The 18,402-nt window shown below is 62.4% G+C and carries 16 protein-coding genes, 1 tRNA gene and 1 pseudogene; 10 read left to right on the forward strand and 8 right to left on the reverse strand.

Translation table 11 applies throughout. The annotated features are described in order from the left end of the window. Positions 1-2 precede the first annotated feature (2 nt). Positions 3-1,159 (forward strand): annotated as a pseudogene (locus AC1RLZ_RS12945) (glutathionylspermidine synthase family protein). Positions 1,160-1,165: 6 nt separating this feature from the next. Here AC1RLZ_RS12945 and AC1RLZ_RS12950 read toward each other — a convergent pair. The 6 genes from AC1RLZ_RS12950 to chpT all read right to left on the reverse strand — a co-directional run bounded on the left by AC1RLZ_RS12950 (position 1,166) and on the right by chpT (position 7,830). After that, positions 1,166-2,044 carry a CheR family methyltransferase gene (locus AC1RLZ_RS12950; protein ID WP_493188953.1) on the reverse strand — a complete coding sequence of 293 codons (879 nt, stop codon included), beginning with the start codon at positions 2,042-2,044 and terminating at the stop codon, positions 1,166-1,168. Continuing rightward, positions 2,041-3,207, reverse strand: coding sequence for a protein-glutamate methylesterase/protein-glutamine glutaminase (locus AC1RLZ_RS12955; protein ID WP_493188954.1), 1,167 nt, complete (start codon positions 3,205-3,207; stop codon positions 2,041-2,043). Before AC1RLZ_RS12955 ends, AC1RLZ_RS12950 begins: the two co-directional genes overlap by 4 nt. A 110-nt stretch (positions 3,208-3,317) precedes the next feature. Continuing rightward, complete coding sequence (locus AC1RLZ_RS12960) at positions 3,318-3,683, reverse strand: response regulator (RefSeq protein WP_068737128.1); 366 nt, start codon at positions 3,681-3,683, stop codon at positions 3,318-3,320. Between the two features lie 45 nt (positions 3,684-3,728). Continuing rightward, on the reverse strand, positions 3,729-4,223 hold the full coding sequence (locus AC1RLZ_RS12965; RefSeq protein ID WP_493188955.1) for a chemotaxis protein CheW: 495 nt from the start codon (positions 4,221-4,223) through the stop codon (positions 3,729-3,731). Positions 4,224-4,234: 11 nt separating this feature from the next. After that, complete coding sequence (locus AC1RLZ_RS12970) at positions 4,235-6,967, reverse strand: hybrid sensor histidine kinase/response regulator (RefSeq protein WP_493188956.1); 2,733 nt, start codon at positions 6,965-6,967, stop codon at positions 4,235-4,237. A gap of 200 nt (positions 6,968-7,167) precedes the next feature. Further along, positions 7,168-7,830, reverse strand: a complete 663-nt coding sequence (gene chpT / locus AC1RLZ_RS12975) for a histidine phosphotransferase ChpT (protein ID WP_493188957.1) — start codon at positions 7,828-7,830, stop codon at positions 7,168-7,170. A gap of 169 nt (positions 7,831-7,999) precedes the next feature. Between chpT and cysQ the strand changes: the two genes are divergently transcribed. Then, positions 8,000-8,836 (forward strand): 3'(2'),5'-bisphosphate nucleotidase CysQ, encoded by an 837-nt coding sequence (gene cysQ / locus AC1RLZ_RS12980; protein ID WP_493188958.1) that lies wholly within the window; start codon positions 8,000-8,002, stop codon positions 8,834-8,836. Positions 8,837-8,845: 9 nt separating this feature from the next. Here cysQ and AC1RLZ_RS12985 read toward each other — a convergent pair whose 3' ends face one another. Beyond that, the gene (locus tag AC1RLZ_RS12985; protein WP_493188959.1) at positions 8,846-9,340 is read right to left on the reverse strand and encodes a YHS domain-containing (seleno)protein; all 495 of its coding nucleotides are present in this window, start codon (positions 9,338-9,340) and stop codon (positions 8,846-8,848) included. A 113-nt stretch (positions 9,341-9,453) separates the two neighbouring features. Between AC1RLZ_RS12985 and AC1RLZ_RS12990 the strand changes: the two genes are divergently transcribed. The 4 genes from AC1RLZ_RS12990 (at position 9,454) to AC1RLZ_RS13005 (ending at position 13,548) form a co-directional block, all read left to right on the forward strand. Then, on the forward strand, positions 9,454-10,041 hold the full coding sequence (locus AC1RLZ_RS12990; protein ID WP_371420628.1) for a DUF1134 domain-containing protein: 588 nt from the start codon (positions 9,454-9,456) through the stop codon (positions 10,039-10,041). Positions 10,042-10,174: 133 nt separating this feature from the next. Further along, the gene (locus AC1RLZ_RS12995; protein ID WP_493188960.1) at positions 10,175-11,437 is read left to right on the forward strand and encodes a hypothetical protein; all 1,263 of its coding nucleotides are present in this window, start codon (positions 10,175-10,177) and stop codon (positions 11,435-11,437) included. Positions 11,438-11,607: 170 nt separating this feature from the next. Then, a tRNA-Val gene (locus tag AC1RLZ_RS13000) sits at positions 11,608-11,682 on the forward strand. A gap of 375 nt (positions 11,683-12,057) precedes the next feature. Further along, the gene (locus tag AC1RLZ_RS13005; RefSeq protein WP_493188961.1) at positions 12,058-13,548 is read left to right on the forward strand and encodes a PAS domain-containing protein; all 1,491 of its coding nucleotides are present in this window, start codon (positions 12,058-12,060) and stop codon (positions 13,546-13,548) included. A 101-nt stretch (positions 13,549-13,649) separates the two neighbouring features. On the opposite strand, the gene AC1RLZ_RS13010 is transcribed toward AC1RLZ_RS13005, so the two are convergent. Beyond that, entirely contained in the window at positions 13,650-14,261 is a 612-nt protein-coding gene (locus AC1RLZ_RS13010) for a MarR family winged helix-turn-helix transcriptional regulator (protein WP_493188962.1), read from the reverse strand. A 71-nt stretch (positions 14,262-14,332) separates the two neighbouring features. Between AC1RLZ_RS13010 and AC1RLZ_RS13015 the strand changes: the two genes are divergently transcribed. Genes AC1RLZ_RS13015 through AC1RLZ_RS13030 form a run of 4 tightly spaced genes read left to right on the forward strand, consistent with a single transcriptional unit; the run spans position 14,333 to position 18,376 of the window. Beyond that, complete coding sequence (locus AC1RLZ_RS13015; RefSeq protein WP_493188963.1) at positions 14,333-14,797, forward strand: RidA family protein; 465 nt, start codon at positions 14,333-14,335, stop codon at positions 14,795-14,797. Positions 14,798-14,853: 56 nt separating this feature from the next. Then, positions 14,854-16,425 carry a sugar ABC transporter ATP-binding protein gene (locus AC1RLZ_RS13020; RefSeq protein WP_493189132.1) on the forward strand — a complete coding sequence of 524 codons (1,572 nt, stop codon included), beginning with the start codon at positions 14,854-14,856 and terminating at the stop codon, positions 16,423-16,425. After that, positions 16,422-17,399 carry an ABC transporter permease gene (locus tag AC1RLZ_RS13025; protein ID WP_493188964.1) on the forward strand — a complete coding sequence of 326 codons (978 nt, stop codon included), beginning with the start codon at positions 16,422-16,424 and terminating at the stop codon, positions 17,397-17,399. Before AC1RLZ_RS13020 ends, AC1RLZ_RS13025 begins: the two co-directional genes overlap by 4 nt. Next, on the forward strand, positions 17,396-18,376 hold the full coding sequence (locus tag AC1RLZ_RS13030; RefSeq protein ID WP_493188965.1) for an ABC transporter permease: 981 nt from the start codon (positions 17,396-17,398) through the stop codon (positions 18,374-18,376). The genes AC1RLZ_RS13025 and AC1RLZ_RS13030 overlap by 4 nt, the downstream gene beginning before the upstream one ends. Positions 18,377-18,402: the final 26 nt, after the last annotated feature.

The raw sequence follows: 18,402 nt of genomic DNA on the forward strand, positions 1-18,402 counted from the left end.
TCATGCAACGCATCGCATGTTCCGAGCGCGATGATTGGCAGGCCACCGCGGCCGCGACGGGCTTTACGTTTCACACCGAGGCCGGCGACGGCTATTGGGACGAACGCGCCTATTATGCCTTCACGCTGGACGAGATCGAACAGCAGATCGAGGGACCGACAGCCGAGCTCAACGACATGTGCCGCGAGCTGGTGAGCCGCGCGGTCAAGGATGAGCGCACCTTGCGGCTGCTGAAGATCCCGCAGGCTTACTGGACACTCATTGCCGCAAGCTGGCAGCGCAGCGATCCCAGTCTCTACGGCCGTTTCGATTTCCAGTTCGAGGGCAAAGGCCCGGCCAAGCTGCTCGAATACAATGCGGACACGCCGACATCACTGTTCGTAGCTGCTGTGTTTCAATGGACCTGGCTCGAACAGGCGATCGAACGCCAGATCATCCCGAAACGCGCGGATCAGTACAATTCGCTGCATGAGCGACTGATCGAAGCCTGGCGCAGGATCGGTGCCGGCAAGGCGCTGCATCTCGCAGCCACCATGGACAATGCCGAGGACCGCGGCACAGTGCAGTATCTCGCCGATGTCGCACAACAAGGCGGCCTCACGCCGACGCTGCTCGATATCAGGGAGATCGGCTATACGGACGCCGGGCATTTCGTCGACCTCAAGGACCAGCCGATCGAGCTGATGTTCAAGCTCTATCCTGGGAGTGGATGTTTCGCGAGGAATTCGGCGGCCGCCTGAAAGGCGCCTCAACGCGCTGGATCGAACCGCCGTGGAAAGCCATTCTGTCCAACAAGGGTATCCTGCCGCTGCTCTGGGCGATGTTTCCGAACCACCCGAATTTGCTTCCGGCCTATTTCGACGATGATGCTGCAGCCGCCGGGCTCGGCACATCCTATGTGCGCAAGCCGCTCTATTCGCGCGAAGGCGCCAATGTCACGCTGGTGCACGGCGGTAGCGCCATCGATGCGCAGCCTGGTCCCTATGGCGAAGAAGGCTTCATCCGGCAGATACTGAAGCCGCTGCCGAACTTTGCGGGTCAGTATCCGGTGCTGGGCAGCTGGCTGGTCGATGAGGTGCCGTGCGGACTCTCGATCCGCGAGGATGAGAATCCGATCACCGGCAACATGTCACGGTTCGTTCCGCACGCGATCCTGTGACGGCGCTCAGCGTGCCGACGCAGCGGCCTTGAGACCCACAGGCGTCATGCCAGGCACAATCGACGGTGCGGCACGCAGCATGTTCGGACGGTACAGGCCGCGCTTGTCGGCATGTGGCTTGAACGCGTCGGTCAGCCCGACGACAGTCTCGGCAGCGCCCAGCGCCAGGAAGCCATCCGGCTCCATGCACTTGGCAAGACGGCCAAAGATCTGCGTCTTCATGTCCTGATCGAAATAGATCAACACGTTGCGGCAGAAGATGATGTCGAACTTGCCCAGGCTGGAGAAGTCCAGCAGCAGGTTCAGCGGGCGATACTGGATCATCGAGCGGATGTCCGGGTTGATCTGCCACATCTCGCCGGTCTGCTTGAAGTATTTCACCAGAAGCTGAATCGGCAGACCGCGCTGGACTTCGAACTGGGTGTAGATGCCCGACTTCGATTTCTCGAGCACCTGCTGCGAGATGTCGGTGCCGATGATCTCGATTCTCCATCCGGCGAGCTGGGCGCTCATTTCCTTGATGGTCATCGCGATCGAATATGGCTCCTGCCCCGTGGACGCTGCTGCACACCAGATGCGCAGGCTCTTGCGGGCGGCCCGTGCCTGGATCATCTCCGGGAGCACGACATCGCGCAGATGGTCGAATGGAACCTTATCGCGGAAGAAGAAGGTTTCGTTGGTGGTCATCGCCTCGACCACGTCGGACGCGACCGCGGACGAGCCGTTCTTGATCTTCTGGACCAGTTCTTCGATGCCCGAGAGGCTGGCCTTGCGTGCGAGCGGCATCAGCCGGCTTTCGACCAGATACTGCTTGTCAGCAGACAGATCGAGACCCGAACGCTCCTTCAGAAACTTGCGCAGGAAATCGTAGTCTGCCGGTGTCATGACCGATCTCCCGAGAAAAGACGAACCACTTTCGAACCGATTTGGTTGAGCGGCAGGATGGCGGAGCAGATGCCCGCATTGGCCGCAGCACCGGGCATACCCCACACCACGCTCGATGCTTCGTCCTGCGCGATGACATTGCCGCCAGCCGCGACGATATCCTTGCCGCCGCGCATGCCGTCCGACCCCATGCCTGTCAGCACGACGGCGAGGATGGCGCCCTGCCAGACGTCGATGGCGGACGTGAACAGCGGATCGACAGCAGGCTTGCAGAAATTCACCGGCGGTCCGTCATCAAGCGCGATGGCAATGTGGGCGCCCTGCTTGACGGCGCGCATATGCTTGCCGCCCGGCGCGAGGTAGATCTGGCCGGCCTTGACGAGCTCGCCATCGACACCTTCGCGAGCCGGACGCTTGCTGGCCCGCGCGAGATGTTCGGCGAGAATGGTCGTAAAGGTCGGCGGCATGTGCTGCGTGATCAGCACAGGCACCTTGTCAATCACAGCACCGATTTCGGCAACCAGCGTCATCAAGGCCTGGGGACCACCCGTGGACGAACCGATCAGCAGCGCGCGCGGCGTCACGGCGCTGAAAGGACGCTTCACGAGCTGCGCCTGCGCAGCGACTGATGTGGCGGACCGGAATGACGGCGCAGCCTCGCGCACCGCGGGAACCGGAACGATCGACGGCGTCGTCGCCGACTTCAGGCGGCGCACCTTGGCGCCGAGATGACGGATCTTCTGCAGCAGATCGTGCTTGAAGACGTCGGCTGCGGACATCTCCCGCGTGCTCTCCGGTTTCGGAATGTAGTCGGCGGCGCCGAGTGACATCGCCTTGAAGCTGATCTCCGCGTTGCGGCGGGTCAGCGTCGACGCCATGATGATAATGAGATTACGCTTCTTCGCCAGCAGCTGCGGCAGCGCCGAAATGCCATCAAGCTCCGGCATTTCGATATCGAGAATGGCAATGTCGGGATTGATGCGCTCGATCTGGTTGACGGCATCGAGACCAGTGCGGAGCGAGGCTGCGACGGCCATGTCGGGCTCAGCCTCGATCCAGCGCGAAATCAGGCCGCGAATAACGACGGAGTCGTCCACCACCATGACTCGCAGCGGCTCATACCGCGAATCGACAACAGGGGGACTGATCACATCAACACTCATGAACTCACCGGACGCAACACAACGCGACAAATGCACTGAAGAAACAAATGCACAAACAAAACAAAAAAAGGCTAGCGCCGGAAATCAGATACGGAATTCCGGCGTAGAAATCAGATCAGGCCGACTTCCTGAAACTTCGCCGACACGATTTCCTTGTCGAACGGTTTCATGATGTATTCGTTCGCGCCGGCGTGCAAAGCGCGCGCGATATGGGCCACGTCGTTCTCCGTCGTGCAGAACACGACCTTCGGAACGTCGCCGCCAGGCATGCGGCGCAGGTTACGCAGGAACTCGTAGCCATCCATCACCGGCATGTTCCAATCGAGCAGAACTGCGTCCGGCAGGTTCTGCTTGCAGATTTCGAGCGCTTTCTCGCCGTCTTCGGCTTCAGTGATCTCGAAATCGAGACCTTCGAGAATCCGACGGGCGACCTTACGGATGACACTGGAGTCATCGACAACCAGACATGTCTTCATGTGAGCCTCATTTCCACCGCGGACAAAATGATCCAAATGCCGGTCTTAGGCAGCCAGCTTGTCAGGCGAGATTTCAAGAATACGATCGACGTCGAGCACGACCATCAGCTGACCATCGAGACGATGGACACCATCGGCCATCTTGGCCATGCGTGGATCCAGATTGACCGGGTTCACTTCACGGCTCTCATCGGCGAGCTTGAGGACTTCACCGATCGAATCGATCAGCAAGCCGTAGGATTCACCGCGGAGATCGACGCCCACCGCCATCGGCGGTTTGCCGTCTTCGTTCTTCGGCAGGCCAAGACGCGAACGCATGTCGATCGCAGTGACGATGCGCCCACGCAGATTGAGCACGCCGGCGACATCGCTGGAGGCCAGCGGCACGCGGGTCAGGCGCTCCGGCATGAATACGTCCTGCACGCGCGAGATCGGCATGCCGAACAGCTGTCCACCGATCATGGTGGTCACATATTCGGTGATCGCGCCGTCAGCGCTCGGAGCCTTGGTGGTGGTGGTGGTCGTCGTGGTGCTGGTCATTGCGATTTCCCTCACGCAGCCTGGCGAACGTCAGCGGTCTGTTCTTTCAGCGCGGCGATCAGGCCGGGGCGATCGAACTTGGCGACATAGTCGTGGAAGCCTGCGAGGCGACCGCGCTCGATGGCCGCCGGGGAGATCATCGCCGACAGCGCGATAATCGGCGTGTGGCTCAGCCTCTGATCCGCCCGGACGGTTTCGGCGAATTCGAAGCCGTTCATGTCGGGCATTTCGATGTCGGTGAGGATCACGTCGACCTCCTGACCTGAACGCAGGAAAGTCAAACCTTCCTGCGCGTTGGTGGCGACGCGCACCTTGTAACCGGCAGCCTTGAGCACGGGCGAGAGCATGTTGCGGAAGAACGCGGAGTCGTCCACCAGCAGCACCGATTGGGCGGTTGAGGACACGCGCATTTCCTTGCGCGAGAACCAGTCGGCGAACGCCATCGGCAGGAAGTGGCCGACGTCGATCACTTCGGTGGCCAATCCCTTGATGACCGCGGAGCCGAGGATACCTTCGCGACCGCTTGCGACTTCGATGTGCAGGCGCTCTTCGACGATATCGACGATCTCGTCGACGACCAGACCCATCGAGCGGCCGTCGTCTGCGAAAACGAGGATCGGCTGGGTGCCCGACGTACGGACGGTCACGCCTTCCATCTGCACCAGCGGCATCAGCTGATCGCGGTACTGGACCATGTAGCGGCCATTCGACAGTTCGACCTTGTCAACGGTCACTTCTTCGAGACGCGTGACCAGACCGAGCGGCACCGCCTTGGGCTGTGCGGAACCAGCGCGGAACACCAGCAGCGAGGTCAGCTGTTCTGCATTCATCGCGCGCATCGCGGCGTTCTCGTCGGCGATCTCGTGGGCGTTGGATGCCAGGGCACCAAGCTCCTGTGCAATGCCGTTCGGATCGACGATCATGATCACCGCGCCATCGCCCAGGATGGTGTTGCCCGAGAACATGCCGATGTGACGCAGCTTCGTGGACATCGGCTTGACGACGATTTCTTCCGTGTGGAAGACGCCATCGACGACAATACCGAAGGTCTGGTTGCCCACCTGGGTCACGACGATGAAGCCGTTCTCCGGATCGGCCGAGCTGCCGTCATCGATCTGCAGCAGCTTCTTCAGATGCATCAGCGGCAGCAGCTTGTTGCGCAGACGGAGCACCGGGGTGTCCTTGATGCGCTCGATGCGATGTTCGGAATTGGCGCGCGCGCGCACCAGCTCAACGACCGCGAGCTGCGGGATCGCGAAGCGATCACCACCGGCTTCGACGATCAGCGCCGACACGATGGCCAGCGTGAGCGGGATCTTGATGGTGACGCTGGAGCCCTCGCCGGCGACCGACTTGATGTCGATGGTGCCGCCGATCTGATCGATGTTGGTGCGCACCACGTCCATGCCGACGCCGCGGCCGGAGACGCTGGTGACGGCAGCCGCAGTCGAGAAGCCCGGTGCGAAGATGAACTTGTGGATCTGGGCTTCCGACATCTTCTCGATATCGGCTTCGGTGGCCAGACCGTTCGAGATCGCCTTCGCCTTGATCCGCTCGGTGTTGAGACCGCGGCCATTGTCGGCGATGCAGATCAGGATGTGGCCGCCTTCGTGATAGGCGGACAGACGGATGGTGCCCTGCTCCGGCTTGCCTTCCTGAGCGCGCTCAGCCGGCGTTTCGAGGCCGTGATCCGCCGAGTTGCGCACCATGTGGGTGAGCGGATCCTTGATCAGGTCGAGCACCTGGCGATCGAGTTCGGTATCGGCGCCGTGCATCTCGAGCTCGATCTGCTTGCCGAGTTCGCCGGCCAGATCGCGCACGATACGCGGCAGCTTCTGCCAGGCATTGCCGATCGGCTGCATGCGGGTCTTCATGACGCCATCCTGCAGTTCGGCGGTCACGGTGGACAGGCGCTGCAGGGGGACCTTGAATTCGGTGTCTTCGTGGCGGCGGCTGATTTCCAGCAACTGGTTGCGGGTCAGCACCAGTTCCGAGACCATGGTCATCAGATGTTCGAGCGTGTCGACATTCACGCGGATCGACTGGTTTGCGACCTTGTCAGCTTCTGGCTGTTCGACCTCGACAGCGGTCTTCTTGGCGGCGGGCTTCGGGGCAGCAGCCTTGGGCGCAGCAGCCGTGGGAGCAGCAGGCTTCTCGGCAACCGGAGCCGGCGGCGCGACGGCCGCAGCAGCCACTACAGGCAATACAACTTCGATGGCGGTTTCCTGGAAGGCGCGCTCAAGCTCTTCGAGCGAGACTTCGCCGGGACGCAGCTCGCGCTCCAGGGTCGGAACGACCAGCGGGGCCGGCTCCGCAGCGGCAGGCGCGGCCGGTACGATCGGAGGAGCAGATTCCGTCATCGATTCCATGCCCTTTTCGACCATGTGATGCAGTTCGCCGATCAGATCTTCGTCGACGCCTTCAGGCTCCACTTCCGTGGCTTCGAGCTGACTGAGAATTTCCTTGATGCGATCGATCGTCGTGAGGATCAGCGTAACCGCCTCTCCGGTAACCGGCATTCCATCGCGGAATTTGCCCATCAACGTCTCGGCGGCATGGGCCAGGGCTTCGAGACGGGGCAGGCCGAGAAATCCGCACGTGCCCTTGATGGTGTGTACCAGGCGAAAAATATTATCGAGAATTTTCGCGTTATTCGGGTCCTGCTCAAAGCGGACCAGCTGATTGTCAACCGTATCCAGGCTCTCGTTGGTTTCCGTCAAAAACTCGCGGAGAAGATCATCCATGAAAATAGGCCTTCACACTCGAGGCGCGCGACTTTCGCTACGCCTTTCGAAGTCTGGCTACTTTCACTGCAAAGCGTTTAATATTAGTTGAGCATTCCCAAAAACAATGAACGCAGCGATTAGCTATACGCATGCGGGTTTATGGACCCGCCGGGCGGCGGATCCGTAAAGAGTTCATTAAGAGTTGAATGAGTTCGCGATCAGGCCGCGGAGACGACGATGGCGTCGCCTTCGGGAACCAGGGTCACCTTGAGGCCACAAGCCTGTGCCAGCAGACGCGTGTAATACGGCTGCACGGCGTGGGCATCGATGCTGCCAACTTGTTCGGAGGCCAGCATGTCAACGATGGCCTGCGGCAGACGCGCGTTGAGGCCTGCAGCGGTGACCTTGAAGCCCTGCGGCTCGCCCTCACCGATGCCATCGACCTTGAGCACGCCGCCGCGCGGAATCGTCTGCTGGGCGATCACCAGCATATTGAGCAGCAGTTTGACCTTGTTCTTCGGCAGCAGCAGCCGCGGCAGATTCCATTCGATCCTGGTCTTGGCGTCTTCGAGGTGACCGCGCGACATGGTCTGCGCGTCGCCGAGATCGATCTGCGCGCCAGCCGAACCGGCGGCACCAAAGGCGAGCCGGCAGAACTGCAGGCGGGCGGACGCAGTCTTGGCGCTCTTGCGGATCAGATCGAGTGCAAACTCTTTGTCATCCGGCTTGGGATTGTCATCGAGCACTTCGAGGCCGTTGACGATCGCGCCGACTGGGCTGATCAGGTCGTGGCACACCCGCGAGCAGAGCAATGCCGCGAGTTCGAGGGCATCGGGCGCCAGACTCAAAGTAACCTCGCCGGGAGTGGGGTTGTCAGACATGAAATGCGCTCCTGGGCCACACAGAATGAACGGCGAATCAAGCATTTGCTTTACGGTTAGATACACCGCAGACGGTGGCGCGACCACACCAAGGCTGGCAAAGTCTACCGGCGCAACGCCCAAGCGTAGAAATGAACCGGGATGAGATGCAGAGGATGAAGGCTTCTCGATGACGAATGATTCGCTTCCTCGCATGGATGTCGCGCACGCGGCCACTTTGATCGAGCCGTTGACCGAACTGGCCGTTCAGGCGGGTGCCGCCATCCTCAGGGTCAACCGCAAGGTCATGAATGTGGACGGCAAGGCTGACGGCTCGCCGGTGACCGAAGCGGACCTCGCTGCCGACCACGTAATCGGCGAAGGACTGGCGCGGCTGTTTCCGGGCATCCCGTCGCTGTCCGAAGAGCGCCTGCACCTCGCCACGCCGCCCTATGCCGGCACCATGTTCCTGATCGACCCGCTCGACGGCACCAAGGAATTTGTCGCCGGCCGCCAGGAATTCACCGTCAATATCGCCCTGATCGTCGATGGCGCACCCTTGCTGGGCATCGTGGGCGCGCCCGCCCTGGGGCTGATCTGGCGCGGGCTGGTCGGCCACGGCGCCGAACGCGTTGAACTCGCGCCGGACCTGTCCGTCCGCAAGGTCACGCCGATCCGGACGCGACAGGCGCCCGCCTCAGGCGCGCCATGGACAGCCGCCGTAAGTCGCTCGCACGGCGACGACCGTACCGAAGCCTTCATCGCCAGCCGACCCGGCGCGGTGAGACAGGAGTTTGGCTCGGCCCTGAAATTCTGCCGCGTCGCCGAAGGCCAGGCCGACATCTATCCGCGACTGGCGCCGACCTGCGAATGGGATGTGGCCGCCGGCCATGCCGTGGTTGTGGCTGCAGGCGGCAAGGTGACGGACACCTTTGGCAAGGCGCTTCGCTTCGGCGGCAACCGGGAAGACTTCATCGTGCCGGAATTCATCGCCTGGGGCGATCGCGCGGCGACCGCGCGCAACTGAGGCATTGCGCTACCTCGCCAGGATGTCCTGCACGCCCGGCCAGCGCTTGTGCGCTTCAGACAGGTATTTGGCGGGCGCCGCGGCGAAGGCGTCGCGGGTCTCCTCCCGGCCGAACAGATAGAGGCGTTCGCCCGCGACGAGCCACAGACGCGGATTGCCGGCAAAAGCGACGCCGCGGGCGACGTCGACGGGATCGTAGCCGCCGAATTGCGGGCCGTAGATGTCCGGATGCGCAGCGAAGGACGCGCGGTTGCCTTCGTTGCGGAAGCGCCAGACGGTGCCCTCCCCCGACAGTTCGAAATCCGGCTGCCCCAGCGTCGGCCGGCCTTCGGTGAAATAGGCCACCGGATCGAAGCCGCCGATCGCGAGACCCGTATACCGGTCAGTGACAATGCGCTCGCTGGTCGCGGCCATTGCTCGAGAGGGGACAACCGTGACCGCCAGCAGCAGAATCAAGGCAATTCCACGGCTCCAGCCTGACAATTCCCGCCGTTGTGCCGTCATAGTTCATACCGATAGTATAGGGAGTCGGGGACAATGACTGCAGAGTTAGACCGTGCTTCTCAGCATCCGGTTAAATTCGCGGTCGCAAATTTGAAATACCAGGGGTTCTTTTCATGACCTTCGCATCACGCCTGGCAGCGCTGGCGCTAGCCACGTTCACGCTCGCCTTCTCGCCGGCCTCTGCGCAGCAAGGGCCGCGCGTCCAGCAGGGCGCACCTGACACCTATCGGTCCGAAGAACTCATGACGGCCGGGCATCGCTTCTTCGGCAACGTCTCGCGCGGCCTCGCCTCGGTAATCGAGAAGGCCGTCAGCCAGTGGGGCCTGCCGAACGGCTATATTCTCGGCGAGGAAGGCAGCGGCGCGATTGTGGCAGGCCTGCGTTACGGCGAAGGCACGCTCTATACGAAGAATGCCGGCGATCTGCGCGTCTACTGGCAGGGTCCTTCGGTCGGCTTCGACTGGGGCGGCGACGGCGCCCGTACCATGACGCTGGTCTATAACCTGCCGGCGACCCAGGCGATCTATCAGCGCTTCGCCGGCATCGACGGCTCCGCCTATATCATCGGCGGCTTCGGCATGACGGCGCTGACCGCCAACAATATCGTGCTGGTCCCGATCCGCTCGGGTCTCGGCCTGCGGCTCGGTGCCAATATCGGCTATCTCAAATATACCCCCACCGCGACCTGGAACCCGTTCTAGACCCGGCGCTCCGGCAGTCCTCGATCAAGCGCTTCTGAGCGGCCGAATAAAGGTTAACGCGGCGTTACGCTGTCTTTGCCCGGCCCGCCATGGCATGGTAACCGCTGCATTTTAATGCGTGGGAGCATTCGTCATGGTTGAGCCGATCATGTATCTGGCGATCGGTTTTCTGGTCTCGATGCTGTGTGGCCTGATGGTCATGCCACTGGTCCATAACCGCGCCGTCCGCCTCACCACCCGCCGTCTCGAAGCCGCCACGCCGCTGTCGATGGCGGAAATCCAGGCCGACAAGGACCAGCTGCGCGCGGAATTCGCCATGGCGGCACGGCGGCTGGAAATGAGCGTCGACCAGCTCAAGAACAAGACCACCAGCCAGCTCGCCGAACTCGGCAAGAAGTCCGACGCCATCAACCGCATGAAGCTCGAACTCGGCGAAAAGAACGCGACGATCTTCGCGCTGGAAGCCCGCGAAGCCGCCGTGAAGGAAAAACTCGGCGTCACCGAAGCCGAGTTCACCGCCAAGGCGGCATCGCTGCGCGCCGCCGAACAGGCCTTGAGCGACAAGCAGGCCGAACTCGCCAGGCTCACTCACGAACTCTCCGACCGCTCCATGGTGGCCGACAGCCGACAGGTCGAGCTCATCGCCGTGCGGGCGCAGGTCGAGGAATTGAAGGGCCGCGTCGGCGATGCCGAACAGGAATTCGCCACCACCCAGCACCGGCTGGAGCTGCAGCGCGGCGAATCCGACACCGCGACGCGCGAACTGACCGAAGCCCGCGCCCGGGTCGAGAATCTCAGCCAGCGCGTGACGGATCTCGATCAGCAGCTCACCATCCAGGTCCGCGAAGCCGAACAGCTCGGCGCCCGCGTCACCGACCTCGAGAGCCAGCTCTCGACCCAGACCAAGATCCTGGCCGAGCGCGATTTCGAGAACAGCCAGTTGCGTCAGGCCAATGAGGCCGCCGAACAGATCGCACGCGATCTGCGTGTCGAACTCGCCGCCATGAACGGCGCCAAGGGATCGCCCATTATCGAAAAGCTGCGCGCCGAAAAGGCCGCCCTGGAGGCCGAGCTCGCCGCTGCCCGCGAGGAGCGCGCCAGGCTGCAGCGCGACCTCAACGGCGTCCACCAGCAGGCTGAAAGCGCATGGGCCACCGAGCGCATGGAAAATGCCCTGCTGCGCGAGCGCATCAACGACATCGCCGCCGAAGTCGCCAAGATGGCGATGACGCTGGAAGGGCCGAATTCGCCCATCGAGGCGATCCTGGCCGCCGAACCGGCGCCCGCCAGCCAGCCGCGCCCGGCCAATGACGCAGGTTTTGCCCCCAACAGCACCCTCGCCGACCGGATCCGGGCGCTGCAGTCCCACGCGTCCCGCGCCTCGCAACCCGGCTAGTACCGCCCCGGGGGGAACCCGGATCGGCCCAACCGGCCGGATGGGAGACTTATTGTGCGGACTTGCGGCAGGGTTCGCTTGACACCCCCGCCCCCTATTCCCTAAATCGCGCCACTAACGTCAGTCCCGCCGGGCCCTATCGCCCGGCCTTTTGGTCTGGACGGCATCCCGGGCGCATAGCTCAGCGGGAGAGCGTTCCCTTCACACGGGAGAGGTCCAAGGTTCGATCCCTTGTGCGCCCACCACCTGCCACTGATTTGCCTTCGATTGTCCTCGGCGATTGCCGGCAGAACGATCCGCAAACATCACGCATCCACAACGACCGCTTCGCACCAATCACGTGCCCTCCTTCATCGTATGTCGCACAGCCGGGCGGGATCATTCATCGCATCGCGACAGAGCGCGCTGAAAAATACAGGACTCAAGAAAGACTGCGCCGCTACTGGCAAAGTTGGCTTCGCGCCAGGAGCGGCCGTCCCGCCCGGGCCAGCTTGGACCCAAAGCAGCCATTGAGACTGGCTTTAGTCATTTCCCACTGTTGTGAACGCGGCTAAAATGGTGAGGGATAGCTGTGTTCCGCCGAACTGGAACAGGTCCCAACAGCATCAAGGGGAGTGGCCGTGAAGGGCTCGGTATCTGATGAATCCTTCCCGTTCGGCGGCGGTGAAAATGGCGCTCTTATTCGTGCGCTCGATTGGCCCAACGCGGGCTTGGGACCACTCTCCGAGTGGCCCGAAAGCTTGAAGACCACGGTTAGCGTACTGCTGCGCTCCCCGGTTCCCATTGTGCTGCTGTGGGGACCGGACGGCATCATGATCTACAATGACGCCTATTCTATTTTTGCCGGAGGACGCCATCCCCTCCTGTTCGGGTCAAAGGTGCGCGAAGGTTGGCCCGAGGTGGCCGACTTCAACGACAACGTGATGAAGGTCGGCTTGAGCGGGGGTACGCTCTCGTACCGCAACAAAGAACTCACCCTTCATCGTTCAGCAGTTCCTGAGCAGGTCTGGATGAACCTCGATTACAGCCCGGTGTTGGGCGACGATGGTCGTCCAGAAGGCGTTCTCGCCATTGTCGTAGAAACAACGCAACAGGTTTTGGCAGAGCGAGCTTTAGCCATCACCGAGGAGCGACTGCGGCAAGCTCTGAACGCTTCCGGGATGGTGGGTACGTTCGCTTGGCATGTGCAGTCCGACACTTTCTATTCCGACGCGCGATTTGCTGAAATGTTCTCGGTCGATCCTGCCAAAGGAGATAAGGGTGCCCCGTTGTCGGAGTATCTGGCTGGCATTCATCCCGAGGATGTTCAGCGGATCGCCGATGCTGTGAATCACACCGTCCTCACCCAGGAAAAGTATGTTCAGGAATACCGCCTTCTTCAGAAAGACGGGAGTATCCGCTGGGTCGAGATGCGTGGCGAGTGCCTGTGTGCCGATAATGGCAAGCCGGATCGCTTCGTAGGCGTGGTAATCGACATAACCAATCAGAAGAACGCACAGGAGCGTCAACGGTTGCTCGCTCGCGAAGCGGATCACCGAGTAAAGAACATTTTCGCCAATTTCCACTCAATGATCAGTCTGAGTGCTCGGAGTGCCGGAAGCCCAAAGGAGATGGCTCAAGCCCTTCGTGGCCGACTGGACGCGCTGTTGCGGGCCAAGGATCTTGTCCGTCCAGGTATCATGGGTACCGAGCACGAGAGCGAACAGACAACGATGGACACGCTGGTGCGCACAGTGCTGCAGCCCTATGAAGATGGCTCACCTGACCGCATCGTCATAAGCGGACCCAATGTGCCGGTGGGAGCAAAGGCCGTGACGGGCCTTGCTTTAGTGCTGCACGAGACGGCGACGAATGCGGTCAAATACGGGGCCCTGTCTCGGCCGGATGGTTCGATCCATGTCACATGGGACGCGAACGGTGACTACTTCAGTCTGAACTGGGACGAAACTGGCGGGCCCGAAATCAATATAAAACCGCAGACTCGCGGCTTTGGCAGCACTCTCATCGACCGCAGTGTGACCGGAGAACTGGGAGGCCGGATCGAGCATGACTGGCTGAGAAACGGTCTTAGGCTAAAGCTGAGCATTCCGCTGCAACGCCTTTTAATCTGAGCGAGCATAGCCGATCGCCGCCTGATCGAAGGTCCGCTGACAAAGGCCTCGCACACCGCCGGCGCCCTCCACAATCCCGGGGATCCTTCACGTGTCATCGTTCACGGACCCGGCCGCTCTGCTGCAATCAGGAGCTTGCGCAACAGGCGCGTGAGTGTTTGACGCTCGCTGGCTGTCAATACTCCGTCGACCGAACGGGATAGACTGAAGTGCCGAGCGATAGCTTTATCGACCGCGTTCCTGCCCTTGGCCGATAGGGTGATCCTTGCGCCCCGTCCATCATCAGGATCCTGGCGCCTGATGATGAAACCGTCCTGCTCGGCGCGCCGCAACCGCGCGGTGAGGCCTCCCGACGATAGAAGACATTCCGCATAGAGGTCGGTCGGTCGAACGCCGATGCTGCTGTCAGCCTCCCGACGGTAAATCGTCAGGAGCAGATCGAACAGTTCCCAATTGAAGCCCTGCTCCTCGAGCGCCGGCTCGATGGCGCTGCGCATATGCACGGACAGCCGGACAATCCGCCCGACAACATCGAGGTGGCCGGCGTCGAGGTCGGGCCGCCTCCGGCCCCAGCCCGCAATGATCTCATCAATCGAATCGGTGGTCATGCCGACCAGCATATAGGCACGGGGCACCGAATAGATGCAAATCCATCTATCTTTGTGAAAAGATATTTTATCTTGACTCAAAGATAGTTTGACCTCACGCTCCATGACGGGGCGGCCGGATGCCACCTCGCGAGAAGGTCCCAGAGCGACCAACGTCCGCCATCGAGGAAACGACCATGACAGCCAAGCCGGCCTTTGCGACATCGCCATCCAATCCGCACGTCAAGGAAATCCAGACGATGCCGGAGCGGAAGCCCGATATGCCCTATGCGCCCGCGATCCGCGTCGAAGTGCCCTGCGGCATGCTGTTCATCTCCGGGGCGACGCCCTCGCCGCTCTATCACAAGCATCCGCACGTCCTCGAAGAGCATGACCACCCCAATTCGATCGAGGACCAGACCCACCGGGCCATGCAGACGATCCAGTCGATCCTGGACCACGAAGGGCTCGCCTGGACCGACGTCGTCAAGGTGACGAAGTACCTGACCGACATCCGGGACCAGGACGGTATGGTGAAGGTGATGAAGGAATATTTCGGCGACTGGACACCGGCCAGCACCACCATCTGCATCAACCAGCTCTCGACCCAGGGCGCCCGTGTCGAGCTCGACATGATCGCCGCCATTCCCGTGCAGAAATAGACCGGATGTGACCTCCCGCCGGCCCCGGGTCATCGGGCCGAACGAGGCCGACAATGATGCACGGCACTGAAATTCAGAATGAGCAAGGGGGCGGCTCGCTGCACGCCCCAACAGGATCTGTGCCGCGAGCGACCGGAAGCGAAGCCGATGCGCCGCTGCTGCGTCTGGTCGGTATCGATAAGTCCTTTCCCGGTGTGCATGCGCTCAAGAACGTATCGCTCGACGTCTATGCCGGCGAGGTGCATGTCATCCTCGGCCAGAATGGCGCGGGAAAGTCGACGCTGATCAAGACGCTGTACGGCGCCTATGCGGCCGATCGGGGTCACATCGAGATCGAGGGCCGCCGGGTCGCAGTCGCCCGCCCGGCCGATGCCAGCGCGCTTGGCATCGCCGTCATCTTCCAGGAATTCTCGCTGGTCCCGTATCTCGACATTGCCCAGAACATCTTTCTCGGTCGCGAAGCCGCATTCAGCCGTTTCGGTCTCGTCGATTCCGCGGCCATGCATGCAGCCGCGCGCATCATCCTCGACGATCTCGGGCTTGACTACGACACTCGCTCCCATGCCGCCGACCTCGGCGTTGCCCAGCAGCAGATGGTGGAGATCGCCAAGGCGCTCTCGCAGAACGCGCGGGTGCTCGTGATGGACGAGCCGACGGCCGCGATCTCCGAGCGTGAATCAGATCGCCTGTTTCAAACCATCGCGCGACTGACGGAGAAGCGCGTCGCCATCGTCTACATCTCCCATCGCATGAAGGAGGTGCAGATGCTCGGCGATCGCATCACCATCCTGCGCGACGGCGCCGTCGTGACCAGCGTGCTGCGCGATCAGAAAAGCCAGGCCGAGATGGTCGGCGCGATGATCGGGAGGGCATCGGAATCGCAGCTTGCACGGACGCCACGCGCGCCCGGCGAGCCTATCCTGTTCGCCAGGGATGTAAGCACGGCCAAACTGTCGGACATCTCCATCGAAATTCTCGCCGGCGAGGTGGTGGGGCTTGCCGGTCTGGTCGGGTCCGGTCGAACCGAAGTGGTTCGCGCCTTGTTCGGCGCGGATCCCATCGCCAGCGGCGAGATCTCTCTGTCGGGATCGCGCGCGCCGGCCACACCGGACAGGCGGGTGCGTGCGGGCATGGCCCTGCTCCCGGAAGATCGCAAGCGGGAGGGATTGGCGCTGCCACTCGATGTCCGCGACAATGCGACGGTCGCTTCGCTGTGGCGCAGCTTCGCCTCCGGCTGGTTCTCGCCAGCCAGGGCGGAGCGGGACACACGCGGGCTGATCGCACAGCTCGGCATTGCCGCGCATGGTACGCGCCAGAGCGTCCACACCCTCAGTGGCGGCAACCAGCAGAAGGTCGTGCTGGCCAAATGGCTGGCCGCGGGAGCCAAACTGTTCCTGCTGGATGAGCCGACGCGCGGCGTCGATGTCGGCGCCAAGGCCGAGATCTATCGCCTGATCGATCAACTGGTGGAAGGCGGGGCCGGTGTCGTCGTCATCAGTTCGGAGCTGCCGGAGCTCGTCCAGCTCTGCGACCGCGCCTATGTCATGCGCGACCACCGCATCGTCGGGCATCTTGCCGGCGACCAGTTGACCGAACGGGCCATCCTCGAACTGGCGGTGCATCAATGAGCGTCTCGGTCCCACTGCAGCGAAAGTCCGGCATAGGCCAGTTGCTTGGCGCCATCCCCGGCGCCGGCCTCCTGCTGATCCTGATGCTGGCACTGTTCACGCTCGTCAATCCGAGATTCGTGTCCCAGACCAATCTCGTCAATGTCGGCTTGCAGACCTCGCTGCTGCTGATGATCGCGTTGCCGATGACGCTCATCATTCTGACCGAGGGTCTCGACCTGTCGGCCGGAGCCCTGCTCGGGCTGAGCGGCGTCATCGTCGCCGAGGCGCTTCTCGCCGGATGGGGCGTGTTTGCCGCCTGTGCGGCAGCTTTCGCAGTCAGCACCGTTTTCGGCGCCCTGAATGGCATTCTGATCGCCTATCTCGCGCTGCCCGCTTTCGTCGTCACGCTCGGCACGATGGGGCTGATGCAAGGGATTGCGCTGGTGCTCACCAATGGCGATCCGGTCGGCGGTTTCACGCCGGCCATTGAAACCTTCTATCGCTCGCAGCTCTGGTTCGTCCCGCTGCCGATCGCGATCGCGGCCGCCCTTTATGCCGCGCTGTGGCTGCTGCTGTACCGGACGCGGCTCGGCAACTATGTGATCGCCATCGGCGGCAACAAGGACGCGCTGCGTCTTGCCGGCATTCGCGCCAATCTCGTCCACCTTGCGGTCTATGTGGTCGGCAGCGCGATCATCGGTCTCTCGGCGGTGCTGTTGATCGGACGCACCAATTCGGCGCATCCGACCGTCGGCATTGGCATGGAGTTCGAGGCGATTGCCGCGGTGGTGCTCGGCGGCACATCCTTCGAAAAAGGACAAGGCTGGCTGTTCGGCGCCGTGCTCGGCGCGCTCGCCATCACCGTGCTGCGCAACGGCCTCAACATCCTCTCCATCGACTCGTCGCTGCAGGTCGTGTGCATCGGCCTCCTGCTCATTCTCGCGCTGCTGATCGACCAGGCGCGCAAGCAATTCGTGAGGCGTGCGGCATGACGGTCCCGGCAACGCTCGATATCCGCCCGTCGTCCCTCTCCCCCGACGCTGCGGCCCTGCTCGGCCGGCTCGTGCTGATCGTTCTGATTGCCGGCGCATTGACGGCGGTCGATCCGGGATTCGCTTCGCTGAGCAATCTCCTGAACATGTTGCGGCAGGCGAGCCTGCTGTTTCTCGTCGCGTCCGGTCTCACGCTCGTCATCATCGGCGGCGGCCTCGATCTGTCGGTCGGCGCCAATCTGACGCTGTCGGCCTGTCTCGCGGCAGCGGCGATCAAGACCACCGGCAATCCGTGGTACGGCGTCGCCGTTGCCATCGGTGCCGGCACGCTGATCGGTTTCGCCAACGGGCTGATGATCAACCGCCTGCGGCTGCCGCCCTTCCTTGCGACATTCGGCATGCTGTGGGTGGCGCAGGGCATCGCCTACTGGTTCATGGCCGGGCAGACCATCTACGGAATGCCCATGTCGTTTCGCTATTTCGGCACCGGCTTCTTCCTCGGCGTTCCGCTGCCGATCTGGATCACGCTTCTAGTCTGTCTCGCCTGCAGCATCCTCCTGCACCGTACGACCTTCGGCCGCGAGGCGTATTTCATGGGCGCCAACCAGACTGCCGCGCTGCTGTCCGGCGTCCCGGTCGAGCGTCGCCGGCTGCTGCTCTACGTGCTCAGCGGCCTGACGGCCGGCATCGCGGCGCTGGTCTACCTGGCGCGCCTGAATGCCGCGGAGCCCGGAATCGGCGAACCCTTGCTCCTCCCCGCCATCGCGGCCGTGCTTGTCGGCGGCACGTCGCTGTTCGGTGGCAGCGGCAACATTGTCGGTACCGTGCTCGGCGCCATCCTGCTCACCATCATCGTCAACGGTCTTAATCTGCTGAATGTCGCCGCGACCTGGCATCCCTTCGTCAACGGTGCGGTTGTCCTCATCGCCATTCTCGCGGACCTCGCTTTGAGCAGACGCCGATCAGGGAGCTCATAGACCCGGCATCATCCGTTCTCCACACG

This window comes from Tardiphaga sp. GW822-FHT04G09, from assembly GCF_058800725.1.